This is a genomic window from Spirosoma spitsbergense DSM 19989 (assembly GCF_000374085.1).
Lineage (GTDB): Bacteria > Bacteroidota > Bacteroidia > Cytophagales > Spirosomataceae > Spirosoma > Spirosoma spitsbergense.
The window spans coordinates 41129-62360 of record NZ_KB893488.1; the positions used below are offsets into that span (position 1 = coordinate 41129).

19 protein-coding genes are annotated in these 21232 nt (G+C 50.4%); 12 read left to right on the top strand and 7 right to left on the bottom strand.

What is annotated here, in order from left to right:
* Positions 1-4: 4 nt before the first annotated feature.
* The 5 genes from B157_RS0111110 to B157_RS0111135 form a co-directional block, all read right to left on the bottom strand.
* Positions 5-937 carry a hypothetical protein gene (locus B157_RS0111110; protein WP_020603401.1) on the bottom strand — a complete coding sequence of 311 codons (933 nt, stop codon included), beginning with the start codon at positions 935-937 and terminating at the stop codon, positions 5-7.
* A 360-nt stretch (positions 938-1297) separates the two neighbouring features.
* Positions 1298-1984, bottom strand: coding sequence for a DUF6134 family protein (locus B157_RS0111120; RefSeq protein ID WP_020603403.1), 687 nt, complete (start codon positions 1982-1984; stop codon positions 1298-1300).
* On the bottom strand, positions 1981-3534 hold the full coding sequence (locus tag B157_RS0111125) for a 4Fe-4S binding protein (RefSeq protein WP_020603404.1): 1554 nt from the start codon (positions 3532-3534) through the stop codon (positions 1981-1983). Before B157_RS0111125 ends, B157_RS0111120 begins: the two co-directional genes overlap by 4 nt.
* Positions 3535-3623: 89 nt before the next feature.
* A complete protein-coding gene (locus tag B157_RS0111130) occupies positions 3624-4940 on the bottom strand; it encodes an NAD(P)/FAD-dependent oxidoreductase (protein WP_020603405.1) in 1317 nt (438 codons plus the stop codon).
* 22 nt (positions 4941-4962) lie between these two features.
* Positions 4963-5751, bottom strand: a complete 789-nt coding sequence (locus tag B157_RS0111135) for a DUF547 domain-containing protein (protein ID WP_020603406.1) — start codon at positions 5749-5751, stop codon at positions 4963-4965.
* 127 nt (positions 5752-5878) lie between these two features.
* On the opposite strand from B157_RS0111135, the gene B157_RS0111140 reads away from it, so the two are divergent.
* From B157_RS0111140 to B157_RS39705, 7 genes are all read left to right on the top strand, one after another.
* A complete protein-coding gene (locus B157_RS0111140) occupies positions 5879-6976 on the top strand; it encodes a BamA/TamA family outer membrane protein (RefSeq protein ID WP_020603407.1) in 1098 nt (365 codons plus the stop codon).
* Between the two features lie 80 nt (positions 6977-7056).
* A complete protein-coding gene (locus B157_RS0111145) occupies positions 7057-7749 on the top strand; it encodes a TIGR04283 family arsenosugar biosynthesis glycosyltransferase (protein WP_020603408.1) in 693 nt (230 codons plus the stop codon).
* On the top strand, positions 7749-8759 hold the full coding sequence (locus B157_RS0111150; protein ID WP_020603409.1) for an NAD-dependent epimerase/dehydratase family protein: 1011 nt from the start codon (positions 7749-7751) through the stop codon (positions 8757-8759). The genes B157_RS0111145 and B157_RS0111150 overlap by 1 nt, the downstream gene beginning before the upstream one ends.
* Positions 8725-9681 (top strand): SDR family NAD(P)-dependent oxidoreductase, encoded by a 957-nt coding sequence (locus tag B157_RS0111155; protein ID WP_245565057.1) that lies wholly within the window; start codon positions 8725-8727, stop codon positions 9679-9681. The genes B157_RS0111150 and B157_RS0111155 overlap by 35 nt, the downstream gene beginning before the upstream one ends.
* A gap of 165 nt (positions 9682-9846) precedes the next feature.
* Entirely contained in the window at positions 9847-10179 is a 333-nt protein-coding gene (locus tag B157_RS0111160; RefSeq protein WP_018620665.1) for an arsenosugar biosynthesis-associated peroxidase-like protein, read from the top strand.
* Positions 10180-10301: 122 nt separating this feature from the next.
* Positions 10302-11348, top strand: coding sequence for an arsenosugar biosynthesis radical SAM (seleno)protein ArsS (arsS, locus tag B157_RS0111165; protein ID WP_026308633.1), 1047 nt, complete (start codon positions 10302-10304; stop codon positions 11346-11348).
* Between the two features lie 366 nt (positions 11349-11714).
* The gene (locus B157_RS39705; protein ID WP_342664696.1) at positions 11715-11909 is read left to right on the top strand and encodes an ATP-binding protein; all 195 of its coding nucleotides are present in this window, start codon (positions 11715-11717) and stop codon (positions 11907-11909) included.
* Positions 11910-12013: 104 nt separating this feature from the next.
* On the opposite strand, the gene B157_RS0111175 is transcribed toward B157_RS39705, so the two are convergent.
* The gene (locus B157_RS0111175) at positions 12014-12652 is read right to left on the bottom strand and encodes a response regulator (protein WP_020603414.1); all 639 of its coding nucleotides are present in this window, start codon (positions 12650-12652) and stop codon (positions 12014-12016) included.
* Positions 12633-14417, bottom strand: a complete 1785-nt coding sequence (locus B157_RS0111180; RefSeq protein WP_169521719.1) for a sensor histidine kinase — start codon at positions 14415-14417, stop codon at positions 12633-12635. Before B157_RS0111180 ends, B157_RS0111175 begins: the two co-directional genes overlap by 20 nt.
* Before the next feature lie 541 nt (positions 14418-14958).
* On the opposite strand from B157_RS0111180, the gene B157_RS0111185 reads away from it, so the two are divergent.
* From B157_RS0111185 to B157_RS36815, 5 genes are all read left to right on the top strand, one after another.
* A complete protein-coding gene (locus B157_RS0111185; RefSeq protein WP_020603416.1) occupies positions 14959-15549 on the top strand; it encodes a DinB family protein in 591 nt (196 codons plus the stop codon).
* A gap of 50 nt (positions 15550-15599) precedes the next feature.
* Complete coding sequence (locus B157_RS0111190; protein ID WP_020603417.1) at positions 15600-16793, top strand: DUF2911 domain-containing protein; 1194 nt, start codon at positions 15600-15602, stop codon at positions 16791-16793.
* A gap of 115 nt (positions 16794-16908) precedes the next feature.
* Positions 16909-17079: a DUF1059 domain-containing protein gene (locus B157_RS37405; protein ID WP_020603418.1), complete on the top strand. Its 171-nt coding sequence runs from the start codon at positions 16909-16911 to the stop codon at positions 17077-17079.
* A 17-nt stretch (positions 17080-17096) separates the two neighbouring features.
* Positions 17097-17552, top strand: a complete 456-nt coding sequence (locus tag B157_RS35075; protein ID WP_020603419.1) for a DsrE family protein — start codon at positions 17097-17099, stop codon at positions 17550-17552.
* Positions 17553-17600: 48 nt separating this feature from the next.
* Positions 17601-21131, top strand: coding sequence for a serine hydrolase (locus B157_RS36815; protein ID WP_084761793.1), 3531 nt, complete (start codon positions 17601-17603; stop codon positions 21129-21131).
* Positions 21132-21232: the final 101 nt, after the last annotated feature.

Below are 21232 nucleotides of genomic sequence, written 5' to 3' on the forward strand. Positions count from 1 at the left end.
AACGTCAGGTCAAATCAGCCTTAGTTGACGCAGGCAGTTTCTCGAACTGATTGTGAATGGCCAGAACCGCCACGCCAAACAGCACCGCCACCACAATCAGGATGGTATTGAGCAGCCCATCAATACCGAACGAGAGCCGGATCAGGATGGTAGAGATGATAAACCCGGAGTTGCGGATCACCTTGTTGAATTTATCGGTGTTCAAAAACGAAATCAGCAGCAACAGTACGTCGGTCAGGATCAGCACCGTGAAAAATTCATCGAAAAATATTTTGTTCACATCTTTCATTGAGTCGACCATCTGGCCAATGGAGAAGAAATTTTCATATATCCAGTGACTAAGGCTATAGACCGACATACCCACGAAAATAGGCACCAAACACGTGGCAATCAGTTTTTTGAGGGTAATAAACCGTTTGGTCTCTAGGGAATGGGATTGTTTTTGTCCGGGCTCACCCTGCTTTTGCTTGAGCCGGTAGAAGATCAGAATAAGCGAAAACAGCAGCACAGTCGCCACCAGATCGTAGGTAAACTGCAGGTCGTCCCGCACTTTGAACCAATCGTCGGTAAATTCCAGTTTAGACAGGTCTTTATAGAGCCGCCGGATCACGATCAGCGTAATAATCTCATACTGCTTGCCGATGTAATTATAGATCGACTTGGGCAAATAATAGACCAGCAGATAGACCTCGTAGATCAGGATAAACGAGAACGGCGTGTAGATCGCGGCAATTGGACTGTCCAGGAGTTTGGAGTGGTCCTGCGGCCGGATGAGGTCCAGACTGACGGCTGCAATGAGAAGCAGGTGAACTCCGAAACCTATAATAGCCATCAGCACGATGACAAACTCGCTTTTCTCTTTTATTTTTTCAGACAGTAAGGACGAATAAAATCGGTCTAGTAATCGGTTACGGTTGGTCGGAGCTTCGGCTATCATACATCGCTACCAGAAAGTGGCCAATGAATATATGGATTGAGTTATTGCTAATCAACTATTTGCTTTCAGTTGACCTGGTATGGACGTACCAGGATCGTTTACAGACTATATCATTAATAGTTCACCCAATGCATTCATGTACGCAAAGGCAATCAACATAAAACCATTGATAATCAGCAAATTAACATCAATTTCCCGAGGAATTATCCGCACTTTCACTAAAGCAGTTCACTAAACCAACTTTGGTTATAAGAAAGAACGAAAGGGTGCAGATAAATAGCAAAGTGGCAGGAAAAGGTACAATGATTATGCTGGATTCACCATACGGTAGACTGTACCGGTAGCCTCCCTCGCTCCTGCTCACTTTACCGGTCGGATGATAAAATTCTTGAGGGAGTTTTTCTTGATGATTTTCACTAACTGACCGCCTTCGTACTCGTATTCATCTTCCCGGTCGCTGAGTCGGGCGGTATAAGCTCCTTTCGCGGGGGACGTAAAAGCGAAGTAGTCGCCGAAGTACTCCGAATAGATACGGCTTCGGCCAACGGGTTCACCAAAGTACACGTTGCTCAGAATGTAGGTGATGGGCCGGGTTTCGGTTGCTTTTCGGGAATACTTGTACTGTTCGGCCACGATGTCGTAATGGTCACTTTTCCACTCCGTTTTGGTCAGAAAACTACCCTTGTTGGTCTGGGCTTCCACAGTAGAACGGGTGAGTTTGCCCTGTTGCATCAGGCTCACCATCTTGTAATACACTTTCACTTTGTAAACCAGCAAATTGACACTTACATCACTGATAATGGTGTACAAAACAGTTTGGTTGCCTTTTGGCTGACGCATGGCCGTCATGGTACCTACTTTAATACCGGCTATGTCGATAACAAACTGCCGGGTCTGCGTGCTATCAGGTGCCTGCCCCAACCCAGAAAGGGAGGTACCCAATACGATAATCAGGAAAAGCACCCCCTTTTTGGGGAGTTTCCGAAAGACCGGATTATAACCCGGCACACGTAATTTTGCGCTACTATTACCTATTCTTACCATCATACGTTTACGCGGATACCGTCATTTCCCAGCAAAATTGGGTTTATGGCAGGCATACGGTTTGTCTCATCATCATTTTCCAGGTTCAATACGCCCCGTGGGCACACAGCCGAACAAACTCCACACCCCACGCACGACGACCGGACAATATCCTGACCACGTTGCGCGTACCACCGAACATCGATACCCATCTCGCAGTAGGTCGAGCAGTTGCCACAGGAAATGCACTGCCCGCCGTTGGTTGTAATGCGAAAACGGGATTTAAAGCGTTGGACCAGACCCAGGTAAGCAGCCAGCGGACAGCCAAACCGGCACCACACCCGGTTACCCATAACGGGATAGAAACCAGTACCCACCACCCCGGCAAAGATGGAGCCAATGGCAAAACCATAACCGGAACGCAGGCTGTACGAATCCAGAAACCCAAACAGCGCCGACTGGCCGCTTACATAGGTGTATAGCACGGCTACCGTCATCACCACGGCAAAAACGAGCACGCCATGCACCACCACCCGTTCAAACTTCCAGGCAACCAGCCGTTTGTCAGACAATTGGCGGTACGGGTCGCCCAGCGTTTCGGCCAGGCCACCGCAACCACACACCCAGGAGCAATACCAGCGTTTGCCAAAGAAATACGTCATAACCGGCACACCAATCAGCCAGAGGGCCGTTCCCCACACCAGCAGAAAAAGACCGAACGTACCAGCCTGAATTTTCTGGTCGAGCCGGTAGTCGAAGTAAAAACTATAGTCGAGCGGCCACATATTTTTCAAATCCTGCGCGGGCTGGTTGAACAGCGACAGCAGTTCGGGGATGAGGAACGCAAAGCAGGTCTGGAAGAACATGACCGACACCGTGCGGATTTGCTGGTAGGGATTGCCCCGGTACTTGACCAGCATCCGAACACCCATCACCAGAATGGCCAGTGTATAAAGGGTGCCGTACACGAACCACTGGCTGGCGGGTCCGCCGTTCAGCAGTCGGCTCAACGGGTCGAACATGAGTACCCAGTTGGTCAGGTATTCGGGGTAGAAATAGAGCAGCACGTAAAAGCCAATCAGGAAACTGCCGATGACGATGCCAATCCAGCCCCGGTTGGTGGCTGGATTATGAAAAACACCGTTGTTTTTGATACCCGGCAACTGCCTCTTTTTCGGTATGATGTACAGCAATGCGCCCCCCACGCACAGTAGCAGACTCAGGCAGAAAAACAGCAGACTGTTATCCGGGAAGAAGCCAATACTGGCGGCTTTGGTAACCGGAAATGCGTAGTCGTCATTGATGATTTTGTCTTTCTCGTTCCGCGCTTTGTACCCGTCATTCAGTTTGGCGATGGCGGATTTGAAATCGCTTACAAACCCAAAAGCCGACCCGTACACGGTACCCTGCATACCCGACGTGGCCGATTCAACAGCAGCCAACTGCTCTTTCTTAACGGTGCTGGTCAAAACCGCATCGGTCAACTGATAACGGCTCAGGCTGAGCGAACCGACGAACAGGGCAAAGCCAATCAGGAAAAGCGTTAAACCAATACGTTGGGTGTTTGTAAGCATAGGGTTTGGGGTTTGTGGCTTAGGGCATGGGGGTGGAACTTAAGGGTTAGCGATTGGACCGCATACCTCCTCCCTCCCCCGACCCTTTGCTAAAATAATCGCTGCAACCAGCTTTTCCGGGGGGGCGCTTTTCCGGCCAGCTGGTCTGTGTAATTCTCCGAAAATTCCGGATTGAAATCGGCTTGCTGAAACTGGCTCAACACCTCCGGCAAAGGGCGGTGCTCCCGAATCCAGCGTTCGCAAACGGCGTGGCGCAGGCGCAGGCCAAAGGCGTGAATACCCACCACACCTTCCCCTTTCGCTGCGTAATTGATGCGCAGGCACTGCTGCCCGTTTGGATGTTCCCAGTAATATGTCTTCTCACCCTCGGCCAGTCTGGCGTTCATGGTGCCGTAGGTCTGGTACTCGATGTCGAAAAACTTGGCGGAGTTGAAAAACACGCCCGGCTGGTAGGCGGTTCGGTTGCCACACAGCGTTTGCGCCACGGTTTCGCCGTGCATCCGGCCCGTGTACCAGATTTGTTCGATGGCTTTTCGCGGGCTGCCGTCCGTGCCGGCTATCGGAGCCCGAAACTCATTACAGTCGCCGATGGCATACACATCCGGGATATTCGTCTCGAAGTATTCATTGACCAGAACGCCTTTTCCCAGTTCGATGCCGGACGTTTTCAGAAAGCTGACATTGGGCGTTACGCCCACGCCCAACCCTACAAACTGACAGGCAATCTCCCGCTCATCGGTGGTGACAATGGCCCGTACGTGCCCGTTATCATCAGCCAGAATTTCGTTCAGCTCCGTTTGCAGTTGCAGGTCAACGCCGTGCTGGCGAACGTGACGACCAATAAGTTCTCCTTCTTCAGCCGGGATGGTCGAACTCCAGTAGTGCGTATCGCGTACGAGCATCGTTACGGCAATATGGCGGGAATGGAGCATTTCGGCCATCTCGATACCGATAAGCCCCCCGCCTACCACTACGGCCCGGTCAATATCCCGGGTATGATGCTCCATGCTTTCCAGGTCCGGCAACCCATATAGCCCCTGCACCCCTGTGGCATCCAGACCCGGCCAGTTGACGGTACTGGAAACGGAGCCGGTGGCAATGACCAGCGCATCATAATCCAGCCACGTATCGTCGATGAGCCGAATACGTTTAGCACCCGTGTCTACCTCTCCCACATAGCCTCTGACCAGATCAATCCGGTTTTTCTTCCAGAACCAGTCCTCATAGGGCTTGGTGTGTTCGTAGGTCATGTGCCCCATGTAAATGTACATGAGGGCCGTACGCGAATAAAAGTGCTCGGATTCCGCCGAAATGACGGTAATCCGAGCACTGTCGTCCTGCTGGCGAACGTGTCTGGCGGTGGTGATACCGGCAATGCCGTTACCGATAATGATGATATGCTTCATGGAAAGCCGGTTCGGCAACGAATTACTTCTGCTCGTTGAGGTTCCAGTTATAATCCATATAATCGATTTTGGTGTTGTCGGTTATTTTAGTTGTCGAGTATTTATTGACCCACTTCACCACCGACTGCCCGCTTTCTTTCCAGTCACCCTTGTACCAGTCGAAGTACTTCGATAGTTTGGATTCATCTTTACTGATTTTGTTTTTAGCCGGATTATTCAGGAAATCATTTCCCTGGTCATTCAGCTGGGCTTCCAGTTTATCAGCCATGTACGCTTCATTCCGCAACCGGGGGCAGGAGATCGATGCACATACCAGCGCGAAGTGAATCCGGGGGTCGTTGTATTTCTTGCGTAACGTACCGTGTTCAATGTTGTCGAGACTCATTTTCTCCCCGCCAATGGTAAAAAACTTCTCCGCCCAGGGGGTATTGACAAAAGGAATCTGGATTTTCGACCCAATGTCCTTGATGCTCTCAATGGGATAATGTTTTACAACATCCTTAATGGTGAAGGCATTATAGGCATTGATCCAGTAAGCCATCTGCTCGTTCTTGCTCCAGGACGATGCCGGTGGGTTCTTGCTCAGCATATCCAGGTACTGATCCAGTACTTTTACGTCCGACTTAAACCCTTTGTAGTTAACAAGCCCTTTATCATTGACGTATTTTTTCAGCAGTTTATCGAAAATGCTGTGATCAACGGGAGCTGCGCCGGTTGTATCGTACGTGGTTTTGTTCGTGCAGGTAAAAGCCGTAAGCAGGGTGATAAGCAACCCCGTTAAAGCCAGTGTAAGAAATGATGTTTTTTTCATAGTACCTTTAAAAAATTTGTTACTAATTGATATACGACCCGAAAGCCCAAAAGGTTTTTGATTCGTTCGGGTCCAAACTCTGTTGGTTACTTTATCGTATGCTAAAGTACGTCAACTTCTATGTCAAATGCTCCTTTTAACCCTGTTTACTGCATTATCCATTTCTTCCCCTGCCGATAGTGTTCCGAAAGCATTTAGTTTGTTGCCCTTACCCCTTATTTACTACACCCCCGAAACCCGATTCGCCTACGGGGTTGCCCCTACGTTTACATTTAGATTCAAGCGCGATATGACGGCCCTCCGTGCCGATTCCGCAGCTACCGTACGCCCCTCGCAGGTCACGCTTGGAGCTGCCTATACGCAAAATAAACAGTTGCTGTTTTACATCCCTTTCCAGTTGTTCTACGACCGGGATAAATACTACATCAACGGCGAGGCAGGGTACTACAAATACAGTTATTTCTTTTTTGGCGTGGGCCAGCGGGAAGTACCCCGTGAGTTATACGCCGTCAATTTTCCGCGTATCCGGGTCAATGCGTTCCGTCAGATAGCGGCTTCGGTCATTCCGGTTGGAAAACTGTACGCCGGGGTGCGGTATCAATACGAAGATTATCAGGTAACCAGCGTAGATCCCGATGGGCTGCTGGCTACGGGTACGGTACCGGGCGGGCTGGGCAGTAAGCTGGCCGGTGCAGGACTGGGCCTGTTTTACGATTCCCGGAACCAGATTTTCTTTCCCACCAGCGGCATGGTTGCCGATGTGGCGTTCCTGAATCAGAGCCGGGTATGGGGCAGCAACGTCCGGTTCGACCGGTACTCCGCCGACGTGTCGTCTTACCACGCGTTGAGCAGGCACGCAATCTTAGCCCTCAATTATTTCGTAAGTTTTACAACGGGTGTCGCGCCGTTCAACGCCATGTCGTTGCTGGGCGGCACCAAACGAATGCGGGGCTATTATGAAGGCCGGTTTCGGGATCAGAATGCAGCGCTGATACAAAGCGAAGTACGGTTTGATATTTATAAACGCCTGGGCGGTGTTGTTTTTGGTGGGGTAGGAATCTTGGGCGACGATGCATCGCTCCTGCGCCCTGCCGACCCGAAGGCTGCTTATGGTGCCGGGCTACGGTTCACCATCAATCGGCGGGACCATCTCAACATTCGGGTTGATTATGGATTTGGTCAGCAATCGAGTGGATTCTACCTCACCATCGGGGAAGCGTTTTAAACAAAATCCCGCGCGAATCGCCTTTTGCTGTTGTTCAGGGCCAATAAATGTAGTAGTTTGCCATTTATAATTAGTTACTAATGACGTTTAGTGCCATCATCCCGACCCACAATGAAGCTAGTAATATCGGGCAGTTAGTGCATGATTTACGAGCCTATGGTGGGCCACAACTTATCGAAATTCTGGTTATCGATGCCGGCAGTACGGATGGCACCCCCAACGTAGCCCGGCAGGCGGGTGCCTGCGTGCATCAATCACCCAAACCGGGCCGGGCAGCCCAGATGAACTTCGGGGCCAGCGTTGCCACCGGGGAACTACTCTATTTCGTACACGCTGATGTTCGGATTCACCCCGACTTCAACCAGGATATTGTACAAGCCGTACAATCGGGGTATGAATCGGGCTGCTACCGGTTTCGGTTCAACTCCCCCAAACCACTGCTGCGCTTCAACAGCTACGGAACCCGTTTTCCGGGGATTATGAGCCGGGGGGGCGACCAGACCCTGTTCATCACCCGTATCCTGTTCGACCGGCTGGAAGGCTTTAACGAACGCTACGTCATCATGGAAGATTTTGACATGATCGTGCGTATCCGGAAGGTTGCCCGCTTTGCCATCATCCCCAAAGATGTTCTCGTTTCGGCCCGGAAATATGATACCAATAGCTGGCTGCGGGTACAGGTAGCAAACCTAACCGCTTTCTCCCTCTTTTTCCTGAACGTATGCCCTACCCGGATTGCCCGTACTTATAAAGCGCTGCTCAACTATCGCTGATGAATAAAACAGTACTGGTCACTGGCGCCAATGGCTTTCTGGGTTCTCATCTGACACGCGAGCTGCTCAGTCGTAACTACCATGTCCGGGCGTTCGTGCGGCCGGGTAGCAACTGCCAGACGCTGGCCGGATTACCCATCACGTATTGCGAAGGAGACATCCGCGAGCCGGATTCGCTGGAACGGGCTATCGACGGTTGTGATGCCCTGATTCATGCAGCCGCGTTGGCACAGGTCAATCCGGCCCGCAGCCCGGCCATCTGGGCCATGAATCTGGCGGGTACCGAAACCCTTATTGAGGTAGCTCACCGCAGCCGGGTAAACCGATTCGTGTATGTCGGTACGGCCAATGTGTTTGGCTTTGGCAGCCGGGAAAATCCCGGTACCGAAACCACTCCCTTTGCCGGGCAGGGCTACGGCTCGGACTACATCGACAGTAAACGGGCCGCTACCCAAAAAGTACAGCAGGCCGTGCGCGAACTGGGCTTACCGGCGGTATTGGTTCATCCTACCTTTATGCTGGGGCCGCTGGATGCCAAACCAACATCGGGACGGATGCTGATTGAACTATTCCGGGGTAAGGTCATCGGGTATCCAATGGGCGGTAAGAATTTTGTCCACGTTCAGGATGTGGCCGTCGCCACGGTCAATGCCCTGACGCAGGGGCGAATTGGCGAGTCCTATATTCTGGGCAATCAGAACATGAGCTATCAGGAATCGTTTCAATTAATGGCCGGGCTACTCGGTGTTGCTCCGCCCCGATTGCCCATTCCGCCGGATTTGGCCCGATTGTACGGTTTTTTGTGCGATGCCTGGGCACGGTTAACCGGGCATCCGGGTCAGCTTAATTCGGCTATGATTGCCGTTGCCAGCGACGGGCATTATTTCTCGTCCCAAAAAGCCATTCTGGAACTGGCCCTTCCGCAAACACCCATTGTCGAAGCAATCCGTGATGCCTTCGACTGGTTTAAAAAACATGACTATGTTACAACGAATGCCGGAAATAAATAAACCCTCAGTCCTGTTGATGCCGGACAAATCCGGGCAGGCAGTTTGCGAGACAGTTGAGTTAGATCCAGACGAAAAGCCAATCGGTATTCGCCGACCGGCCCAGGGCATACCCGGCCCTTTCGCCGGAAAAGTAGCCATCGTTACAGGTTCCGAATCAGGCATTGGTAAAGCAACCGCCCGCGCCCTGTGCGAAGCCGGGGCTTCCGTTATCCTCAACGGACGAACGGCCGAGCGGCTGACCCAAACCGAGCAGGAATTTCTGGCCGGGGAACTCCCGGTCGTAAGTTGCCTGGCCGATGTAACGGTCTATGCCGACTGCGAACGCCTGATCAGTACCGCCATCGACGCCTTTGGCCAACTGGATATTCTGATTACCAACGCCAGTATTTCCATGCGGGCATACTTCGCCGATATGCAGCCCGACGTGTTTCGGGAGGTGTTCGACAGTAATGTGTATGGCAGCGTTTACCCCCTCAAAGTGGCCCTGCCGCATCTGATCAAAACAAGGGGCAGCGTTACGTTTATTTCGTCCATTTCGGCCCTCAACGGGATGCCCAGCGGCTCGGCCTATTGCGCCGGGAAAGCCGCTCTGACCAATCTGGCGCACACGCTCCGGCTGGAACTGGACCACACGGGTATTCAGTTTGGCGTGGTCCACATTGGCTTTACCCAGAACGACCCCGAAAAGCGGGTTATGGATGCTGAAGGGCAACCGGTACCCATTGCTCACCGCCCACCCCGCTGGCAGAAAAGCCAGAAAGAGGTAGCAGCTATCATTCTCAAGCACATTCGCCGTCGGCAAAAACGAACGGTTATTTCGGCTTTAGGTTTGTTGATTGCGGTGGTGCATACCTATTTTCCCCGCATTGGCGACTGGGTGGTACTAACCAGCATCCGGCGCATGCGTCATTTTTACGAATGAACTCGTAGTCATCAGGTTGTCATTTCTGGTCAGTGGTACTCATTCATTGGCATTTGTGGTCGAGTGGAACGATGAATGACTACCCCTGACAACTTGATGACCACGAGTGACTTTCAATCTAAAAACAGTCTATTTTCGTTTATATATCAAGATTCTTTCAAGCAAATGGAAACGTATTACAATCCTGAAGACCTCAAAAAGTTCGGTAAAATCGGCGAGTTTCAAAAAGAACTGGCCGACAAGTTTTTCTCCTACTACGGTTCCGTTTTTGCCGAAGGTGCCCTGACAGCCCGCGAGAAATCGCTGATTGCCCTGGCCGTTTCGCATACGGTACAATGCCCCTACTGCATCGACGCCTACACCAGCGACACGCTCGAAAAAGGCTGCTCGGAAGCGGAAATGATGGAAGCTGTTCACGTAGCAGCCGCCATTCGGGGAGGTGCCTCCCTGGTTCATGGCGTCCAGATGATGAACAAAGCAAAGAGCCTTTCCATGTAAGCAAAATCAATTTATGATTTATAGTTTATGGTATTCAGTTTACGGTGGCTGACGCAACCGTATTATTGGGCGTCAGCTACCGTAAACTGAATACCGTATACTGTAAACCAGTTACCTACTCTATGAAATCACTTAAAGCCAGTGGCCACCAGTTAGCCAGTTCAGCGGTTCAATTGCAGTCGCTGCACGACGAGGTTGCCGATACCTTACAGCTCCCGCTTTTTCACGAAAAACTGCAGGATGCCGGACTCTTTCCATTATTACCCAACCAACCTGCTATCTTTCAGGTCAACGTGGGTAAGATGTGCAACCAGGTTTGCAAGCATTGCCACGTCGATGCCGGGCCAGACCGGAAGGAAATCATGACCCGCGAAACGATGCAGCAATGCCTCGATGCGCTGGCCAAAACAAGCATCGCTACGGTCGACCTGACCGGTGGTGCCCCGGAAATGAATCCCGATTTCCGGTGGTTTGTGGAAGAAATCCGGAAGCTGGGTCGGCACGTTATTGTACGCTGCAACCTGACCATCATTGTAGCGAATCCCAAATACAATGACCTGCCCGAGTTCTTCCGCCAGCATCGGGTGGAAGTGGTGAGTTCACTCCCCTTCTACAATGCCGACAAAACGGACCGTCAACGCGGAAAAGGCGTTTTTAGTGACTCCATCAAGGCGCTGGGTATGCTCAATGCCGTTGGGTACGGCCAACCCGATTCGGACCTGAAACTAAATCTGGTGTACAACCCGAACGGGGCGTTCCTGCCCGGTTCGCAGGATAGTTTGACCCGTCAGTTCAAACGGGTACTGTTCGATGAGTTTGGTATTGTGTTCAACGACCTGTTCGCCATCACCAACATCCCCATCAGCCGGTACCTGGATTACCTGATTTCGTCGGGCAACTATGATGCCTATATGGAAAAGCTGGTGAATGCCTTCAACCCCGTAGCGGCTATGGGCGTTATGTGCCGGGATACCATCTCGATTAGCTGGGACGGTTTCCTGTATGACTGCGACTTCAACCAGATGCTGGATTTGAAAGTGGCCAGTCCGGTACAGCACGTCCAGAACTTCGACGTAGACACGCTGAGTCAGCGCACAGTGGTCATCAACCAGCACTGCTACGGCTGCACCGCCGGAGCCGGTTCGAGCTGTGGCGGTACTACCGCTTAGGCTAGCCTAAACTAACGGAGTAACAGTTTTTTTTCACCAAAACGGTCTGGTATGTTGTCAGTTTCTGAGACAACATACCAGACCGTTTTGGTTTGTTCTGTACTACGAACTAGGCTCGCAGGCAAACTGAATAAGTTCAGCCAGATTATTGATAGCCAGTTTGTAGTAAATAGTTCCCCAGTGCAGCTTAGTTTGCCAGCAGGGAGGTTAGCCAGAATATATATACTTGATGTATTTTAACCTTCGGGCGGCTGGATGTCTATCCTTCTTTTAAAAAAACCCAGGTAAATAAGCTACGAAACTCCAGACCAGAGTTTCGTGGTAAAGGCATTATGTTGGACGTTCCTGTCCACCTGGAAAAGGTTTTTGGCCAAAATCAAAAGTACCTGTAAGGTATTTCAACCCTTCTTCACCACCAAGCCCACGAGACAGGGTACGGGGTTGAGTATATCGCTGAGTTACGACATCATCACCAAGGGACAAGGGACACAGGGTGAGATGTGGGTGGAGAGCCAGGAGGGGCAGGGAACCCAATTTATTATCAGCCTACCGATTCAGTAGTAAATTCCAAAGTGAATAAGAAACCTAACTTTAGCCATTGAGTAGAAGCCTGCCGGGGCTTTTGATGTAGTATAAAGCGCCTAATCACTTGTGATTTATTGTTCCTACAATCCGTATTCTATTGCAAAGTTGATTAGTTCTGAAAGATTAGTAATAGCCAGCTTACGATAAATATTCTTGCGGTGCGATTTCACCGTTTCGACTGCGATGAACAACTTATGGCCAATTTCTGGATTGCTCAGTCCCAGCCGAATTAGTTTGATGATTTTGATTTCAGTAGGTGTTAGTTTAAAGCGCACCACGAAACTATCGTCAGCGTGGAGATCGATAGTGGGTGGGGTCGGAAAAATACGTTCGCCTGCAAGAACGCGCCGTATGGTATCGAGTATAGCGGGAACGCGAACGTGTTTAAGCAGGTATGCAGCGGCTCCAGCATCGTAACATTCATTGATGAACCGTCGATAGGCGTACATCGTCAGCATGATCGTTTTAACCGACGGGAATGTAGCTGATAACTGCCGGACGCACTCAATGCCATTGGGAGCAGGGAGGTTAATATCCAGCAACACGATGTCTGGGCTACATTCATGGACGGCAGGAAGTACATCGCTCCCCCGGAACACCTGCGCTACGACCGTTACTGAGGAGTCTGACTGGGTGAGTTGCAGGGCTAAACCATCACTGAAAAGAGCATGATCATCGGCTAAGAGAATGCGAATCGGTTCAGGAAGGATGGGGATCATACGGAATTTCGAGCCGAATGGTTGTGCCTGCTACTGATGAGTCGATGGCCATCAGGCCCCTTAACCATTCGGTTCGTGAAGCTACACTATTCAGTCCAATTCCGTTCATTAATTCAGTGTTTTTATTCGTAAACCCTCGGCCATTATCTTCTACGATAATACTCAACAGATCAGGATGATATACTAACTGAACAAGCGATTCAGTAGCCCCACTATGGCGTACCACGTTGTTCATTAATTCCAATACAGCACGATATAAAGTCAGTTCGGCCATTGGAGAAAGTGGCACGGTCTCGCCCGCGCTTATGAATAAAAACTTAATTCCTGATGACTCTGCTAACCGATGTGCCACTTCACTTAACGCGCCAGCCAGACCAAGCGTTGCCAATTCGTCAGGCATGAGGTTATGTGACACCGCCCGTACGTCGGCAATAATCTGATCGAGGAAATTGTGTGCATCGGGGCTATCAGTGGGAAGTTTACCACGCAGGGCAATGAGCGAGGTACCGATGTCGTCGTGCAGATCCCTGGCAATACGTCGGCGTTCGATTTCCTGGGCGTTGAGGAGTTGTTCAACATACTGCTGTTTCATCGCACTAACAGCGGTTAACGATTCTTCTTTCTCCCGAATTAATTTAAACCCTACACCAATGCCCAACACGATGATCTGGACAAATGGAATAGCATAGCCCAACTTGTAAAATAGCCAACTTATATCAACAGAAAATAACACCGAAATGGAGAACCAGCTAATGCTTATTAGCAGTGGTAAAAAACTGATTAAATACACCAGCGCTTCGTACTTCCGACGAGTTAGGCCAAAAATAACAAGGCATACTATCAGCAATTCGATAACCAGGCCAACGCCTGATATAATGGATGAGTTTGTATAACTGAAGGGCCAGATTAAAGTATAAATCGCTGCCGAGAGTGATAATAAGGAAATAATTTTTATGCCAGTAAGCCATTTGCGCTTTAATAGACTACGAAGCTGCAAAAACTCAGTTGTGAAGTTTAATTGCGCAAATCCGGCTATGCCAAACATAACTAAATGCGTATTCTCATCTAACAAGGGAATATTTGGCACATAGTGGTTCCAAATACCTATTAGGCTCATAAAAGCAATGCCATAGGTTAAGGTGTACAGCGCATAATAGAACAATAGGTTTTTTTTAGTGGCCAGAAACAGGGTTAAACTGGTTAAAAATGCAATGAGCCAAATACCCATACCCAGCGAGATCAGCAGATCGAACGAAAACCCGTTTGTTATAAATTCATGCTGGCTGAATAGCGTGATGGGTAACAGTAACACACTCTTCTTCCGGATTGCCCTGCAATAGAGCGTCAGAGTCTGATTTGGCTTTATGGTAACCGGAAAGGCAAACATACGGTGAGCAATAGGCCGATTAACAATCGGTGTCTTACGGTTAATTTGTTCCTTCCTATAGAGTAGTTGCCGCTGTTCATCAACGACGAAGAATGAAAGATCGTCGATATAGGCAAAGTCAACCCCAAATACTAACGATTTTTCATGGCTTGTTTCATTTCGGATGTTGCATCGAATCCAATGGGGCCAGGGGGAAAATCCCACATTAAGTATCTCATTATCAATCAAGCGAAATGCATTGTGATTAGCAGTGCCTGCTAAAAGAGTCTCAATCGTTACGATTTGGGAGGTATCACTAAAACAGGCTGTGTATCCAAAGAGCGAATTTTTTGTAAAATGGTCATCTATCCGCAATACGTTCAGCGTAGGCTGTGCCATAGCGGTATAGCTACCCCATAAAAACATAAACCACAGGCAAGTACGTAGCAGCATGATCGCGAAACAGAAATCCCCCGCAAATTAAAAGTGGTTGACCGATACAAAAAATCCCCCAATTGGGGGATAGTGCGGGGCTTTGGTGCATCACAACTTTGTTTTATCCAACGGCCTAAAAGCAGACAAAGGGAAAAAGCCCATAACCTGGCCCTAAGCGTGTCGGTGGCGTTGACAAAGACATACGGAGGGACGACCATCATCGGACCGAATGGTCAGGTTTTCAATATGCTGTGACTTGCCACATAGATTAGCCAACCAGCAAAAAACCTGGCGAAAAACCAAACGTCTGCTACCGCTTTTAGGGGAAATTTCCCCTTGTTTTAACGTGGCCTTATTTGCTACGTTTGTTATAGGTTACGGAAAAGCTCAACGTCGATAATTTCCAAGAAATACCCTTTTTAGGATTCCAGGATTTTCCGGAAAAATTCTTAACCAATTCCAGCCACACGGTTCACATAAGTCAGTACCTAACAATTGCTTAGCCATGAAACTTCACTCACGCCGTTCGTTTTTACACCAAGGCAGCACGGCCTGCGCCCTCACACCGTTTCTCGTCACTGAACGACCCGCGCCCGCGCTGGACGACGACTTTTCGCTGAAAGAGGCTCATCTGCTACAGGACATGACTGGCTGGGAGTATAAATCACTTTGGGGTAATCTGAAAGGCATTACCGAAAAGGAAGCCGACTGGCAACCTAACCCCGAATCGAACCCCGTTCGTTGGGTAGTGGGGCATATATGCTGGTATGAGGAATGGATGGCCGATGCAATGGAGAATAAAGGCCGCTACCTGACCGATAAAAACCCAATGTCCGTTCAGGAGCCTACGATGGAGGCCATGCGGGCGCGTTTTGATGCGGCCCGCGCCCGGTCCATAAGCATTGTGAACGGCTTAACGCCTGATAGACTGGGCCAAAAAGTGATTTTCGTGGGTCGTGTCCCCGTAACTCTTTTCAATTTGCTGCAAACACAAACGACGCACATGTCAGGCCACCGGTATCAGATTCGCTATATCCGGGGCACATATAGCCGGGTGTTCCACATCACCAGCAAGGCGGATTTTGATCCGTGGTGAGCCACAGCTTGGTTTGTTATCGTTACAGGCAACCTTATTCGGGCAAACGTATGCGCTTTTTCATAAAATTCAGGGGCATTTTATTGATTATCCTGCTCACTACTACCGGTAGTTTTAGCCAGACAAAACCCTATACGGCTTCCTTCGTTGGGAAAATTGGGCCAGACACCGTATTCGTTGAAACGTATAGTATCGTCAATAATCACCTGTATGGGAAAGTCCTGTTCCGGATGTTCGAGAATCACATTGGTGTATTCAACGTCCATTTTTATCCGAACGGCACAATCCGGGAATTCAATTGGGCGGCTATGGACCCCGTCAATAGCTCACTGCCTTATCAGGCTACCACTGCCTGGAGGTTCCCGTATAACCGCACCATGGTTTGTTCCGATGATACGTGTACGTTCTTTATTTCACAGAAAGACAGTCCGCAGGAGATAATTAGAAAGCAGGCTACTGCCAGTATGGATTTTTACGGTGGTACGAACCCGTTATTTTCACTGATGGAATGGAACTGCGTCCGTCTGGCAAAATCGGGCAAACAAGTGCTTGGTCCACTGACAATGACAAATTCTGGTGTAGTCAGTACCGTTAGCGTTCGCTATACGGCTAAAGATACCATGATTTTTGGCGGACCGTTTATCGAGTACACAAAAATTAACGTTGATGACGAAGGTAAAATAATCAGTTCAGATGGCACCGGCACAGTTTACAATTTTCTGGTAACGAAACACGACCCCATCGACATTGATCAACTGGCGAAACGGATGGCAAAATCACCGGGTATTGGTGACCCCTCCCCGCGAGACACGCTGAACGTCAGCGTTCAGAATAGCCTGATCAGTGTTGCCTACAGCCGACCCTATAAACGAGGACGTAAAATCTTTGGTGGTGTGGTTCCCTATGATTCGGTATGGCGAACAGGGGCCAGCAATGCCACCGTACTGACGCTTCAGCAATCGATTCAGATTGGAGAGACCGTAATTCCCGAAGGCAAATACAGTCTGTATACAATTCCGGGTCGGCAGGCATGGCGACTTATTTTCAATACCAACACAACACGGTGGCCCACCGACCCGGACCGGAGTAAAGATTTTGCCGAAGTACCCCTCCAGATAAAAACCCTGGATACGCCGAAAGACAAGTTCACCATTGCTATTCGGGAAACAAAAGTAGGTGGCGTACTAAAATTTCAGTGGGATACCATAGAGGCCTTTACCGACTTTAAGCTACTCAACCGATAAAGTCGATGAACATCAACTACCTAAAAAATACCCCTTTGTGGGTATAGGATATCCACCGAAGCCCCTAGACATTTACATCAGTCAATTAACCGTTTCACTAAAACCAATCCAACTCATGAAAACATTACACTGCAAAGATGTGGGCTTCGATTGCCCCGGTATCATTCAGGCCGACAGCGAAGCCGAGGTACTCCAGCTAGCCGCCCAGCACGCGCTGGAAGCCCATCAAACTACGGTTACGCCGGAGATGGCCGAACAGATCAAGCCCCTGATTCACGAGGAGTAAGACAACCATCGTACGCCATGAATCACAAACGCTCCCTGTTCACCCTGCTCCTGACGCTGATGGTTTGCGCTACCCTGTACGCGCAGCCATCAGCCACTAACCCCGCTAAAAAGATGACATTCCTGATTCACGTTACCTGCGGCCCCGAAAATCCCACGAAAGCGGCCCTGGCTTTTCTAGTGGCCAAAACTGCCCTGGACGAAGGGCACACCGTTTCACTCTTTCTGGCGGGCGATGCCGCTCCCCTGCTTAAAGATGCCGAACTGGACAAAGTAGTTGGAGTAGGCACCGGCAAACTTCGTGAACATTACGAGGCCATCGTAAAAGCAGGTGGCCGGTTTTATGTGTCGGGGATGTCGGCCAAAGCGCGGGGCATGACCGAGGCCGATATAGCCGGAAAACCAGCCGAGTTGGCCATGCCAACGAAGCTGGTCAATCTGGCAACCGCGAGTGACCGGATGTTTACGTATTGATTGTCTTATTGTGAAACCGCATACCTTACTTTCTATCCACACCACTTTATGACAAGAACGCTACTTTGTCTCCTTGCTTTCGTTTGCTCCGTGCTGCCAGGCACACGTATTCATGCCGGCTCGCCCGAACGGCTTATGCCATTGGCATCCAATGAGAAATCCCTGCTCTCGTTTTCATTCCTGCAAGCCAGCAACCCCAGCTTACCCGGTGATGTTTCACTGACCGGAACAATTGAAAGTCACAACATCATCACCCTGCCCGCCGGAACGAACGTATCGAGCCTGAAACCCGCCTTCACCCTATCGGCCGGGGCGAAAATTACGGTGAATGGGGTGGTGCAAACCAGTGATGCTTCGGTCAATGATTTCACAAAACCCGTCGTTTATCGCATTACCGCTGAAGATGGCAGCACGCGGAACTATACCATTGAGGTAAGTATGCAGGTCGATATTGCCACGGTAGAAGATGCCGTAAAGGCATTCATGACCAAATACAGCGTGCCGGGTCTGTCCATTGCTATCACCAAAGATGAGCGGTTGATTTATGCGAAAGGGTACGGTATGGCAGATAAAGATAAAGGAGAGCCTATTACCACAAATAGCCTGTTTCGGATGGCGAGCATCTCCAAATCAATTACGGCCCGAGCGGTTTTAAAATTAGTGGACGATGGCAAACTTAGCCTGGACCAAAAGGTATTCGGCGCGGGTAGTCTTTTGGGGACAAAGTTCGGCACAAAGCCCTATACACCTCAATTGGAACAGATTACAGTTCGGCAATTACTGAATCATACGGCCGGTGGCGACCCCTGGACCAGCGAATGGGACTACTCTACAAACACATTTGACCCCTTTTATCAGAAAGAGTGGATCGGCTACACCAATGAGCAGGTGCTTTCAGCTGTACTCGACAATCGCCCGGTCACGCAAACACCCGGCAGCAAATTCGTTTACTCGAACATTGGCATCAATGTTCTTGGGCGGATTATCGAGAAAGTAACCGGCATCAAGTATGAAAAATACGTGCAGGATAACCTGCTAAAACCCATTGGTATCGACCCTTCTACCATGAAAATGGGTGGTACAACGCTGGCCGAACGATTCCCGAATGAAGTCGTTTATTACAATCCCTATCCGGGCTACGACCAACCCTACGATTTCCCGGTTCCCCGGATGGATGCCCATAGTGGCTGGATTACAACGGCAATCAACATGGCCCGGCTACTGGCGTTTACCGATGGTTATTCACGCAAAAAAGACATTTTATCGTCGAAGAGCATTCAGGACATGTATACACCGTCGGCTGTAAGTATCCCGCAGTCAGGTGGCATTGGGTATGGATTAGGTTGTTATACGTATCCTACGTCGCCCACCAGTACGCATCGGGGTGGTATGGCCGGCACGGCGACCGTCTGGTGGCGATTTAACGGATACCTATGGGTCATTCTGCTGAATACAAGGCCTAATAACGGAGCCTACCTGAATGAGTTGGATAACCTTATGAACCCGTTTCTGGCGGTACCCGCTTCATCGCTGATGAAAGGAGACCAATTCGATTTGTACTACGGACGGTCTGAACCATCGGACTATTGCACACCCATGCAGCGCGACAGTTACAGTTGTTCATCCAGCGATGGAACCATTGGCATCGAGTCGGTCAAAATCTGGTCGGCAGGTAAAGCATCCGTTCTTTTGGATAGCAAAGGCGTTTGTAGTCAGAACGGTAATGCCTACTCCGATCTGACGGGTAACCCGGCTATCAAACTGACTTCCGGTACCAGTTTTCCGTTTCAGGTCGATGCCATGCGGATACAGTCCGGGGCCAGCAAGGATAAGTTATTCGTCAATCCGGTTAGTATCTGGGTGGATTTAGATCAGAACAAGGTGTTTACGGACGATGAGCGGGTTTATTACACCAGTTCCGTTCAGGCGTACCCGAATCCTACACTGGAGAATCAGTTCACGATTCCGGCCACGGCTAAACCCGGCCTGACCCGGATGCGTATACGACTCGGTACCGCCTTCACAAACGCACCCGAAACACCCTGTGAGCAGATTGATGGGGAAACAGAAGATTACCTGGTCAATATTATCAGTACCTGCCCGCTATCAGCCAGTATTGCCGGAGCAGCCTCGATTTGTCCGGGCACAAGCACAACCCTTACGGCCAGTGCAACTGGTGGACAAGGTACACTGAATTACGCCTGGAAATTAGGTAACACCGCTGTTGGTACCAATTCGCCAACACTCCCGGCAACGGCCACCGGCACGTATAGCGTCAGCATTACCGACGCATCGTCCGGGTGTGCGGCTGTGGCATCCTTCGACCTAACGGTTTCAGGCCCCACCCCAACCTACACCGGCGCAGTCCAGTTTTGCAGCGGAGCCTCAACCGTTCTGAGTGCGTCGGCAAGTGGGGGCAAGGGGCCTTATGCATTCAACTGGAAACGCGATGGGCTTTCTATTGGGCAAGCCACTTCCCTAACGCTCACCCAACCCGGCAGTATCGTGCTGGAAGCTACTGACCAGGCCGGGTGTGTGGGTCGTACCAATGCGTTTACTGTCAGTGCGAAACCGGCACCAGTGGCCAATGCCGGGCCGGGGGCTACGCTTACCGGGACGGAACTGTACAGGACCGAAAGCGTTACAACGGCCCAGGGAGGTACTCCGGCCTACACCTATCAATGGCAAACAACGCCAGCTAGTGTATCGGGCAACAACGCCACTACCGCCAACCCCACCTTTGGACCATTCACGACGACGACAACCATTACCCTGACCGTTGGCGATCAGACCGGTTGCAGCAGCACTACCGCAGCAACCATTACGTATGTTTCCTGTTCACTAACGGCCGGGGTGTCGGGAACACCTACCCTGTGCGGAGGAGCGTCGACGAAGCTGACCGCCCTAACCACGAATGGCAACGGCGCACTCACTTACGAATGGAAACGGGGGAACACGGTCATCGGCACGGCTATCGATCAGACCATTAGTACGGCCGATTCGTACAGCCTGCGCATTACCGATGCAAAAGGGTGTAGTTCCGGCAACAGTTTCAGCGTTAGTTCGGTTGCTTCACCCGCTGCGCAGATTACGGCCTCCAGTCTAGACCTGTTACCAAACGGCACTGTGTCGCTCAGTGCCAATACCGGGGCGGGTTTGGGGTATCAGTGGAATCTGGCGGGGAGTGCGCTTGCCGGAGCTACTGCCAGCATTTACCCGGCTCGGCAGCCGGGTGTTTATACGGTATCGGTCAGCAAAGAGGGTTGCACGACCACATCGCCCGGTGTTACGATAAATCTCATCACCGCCATCGAGCCAGCCACGCCGGGCAGCCAGTTGTCCGTATCGCCAAACCCATCGTCGGGTCAGGCCACGATTACGCTCACCCTCGACAAACCCGCTAAAGCCAGGCTGTCGATGACCGATGCAACGGGCCAAAACCTGCATCAGTGGAACTTACCCAATACCCTGATGAAGCATGACGTATCGGTTGATTTCAGTCCGCTGGCACCGGGAATTTACTTTATCAAAGCCGACATAGACGGTCGGCAGATGGTAAAAAAAGTAGTGAAAGAATGATGTAAACCCTGATTAACTTTCCTTAAGGTCTAACCGCCGTTCAATCAAAGGTTTTTGCCTTATATTGAATGGCGGTTTAGTTTGCCGTTACTAAACCTATA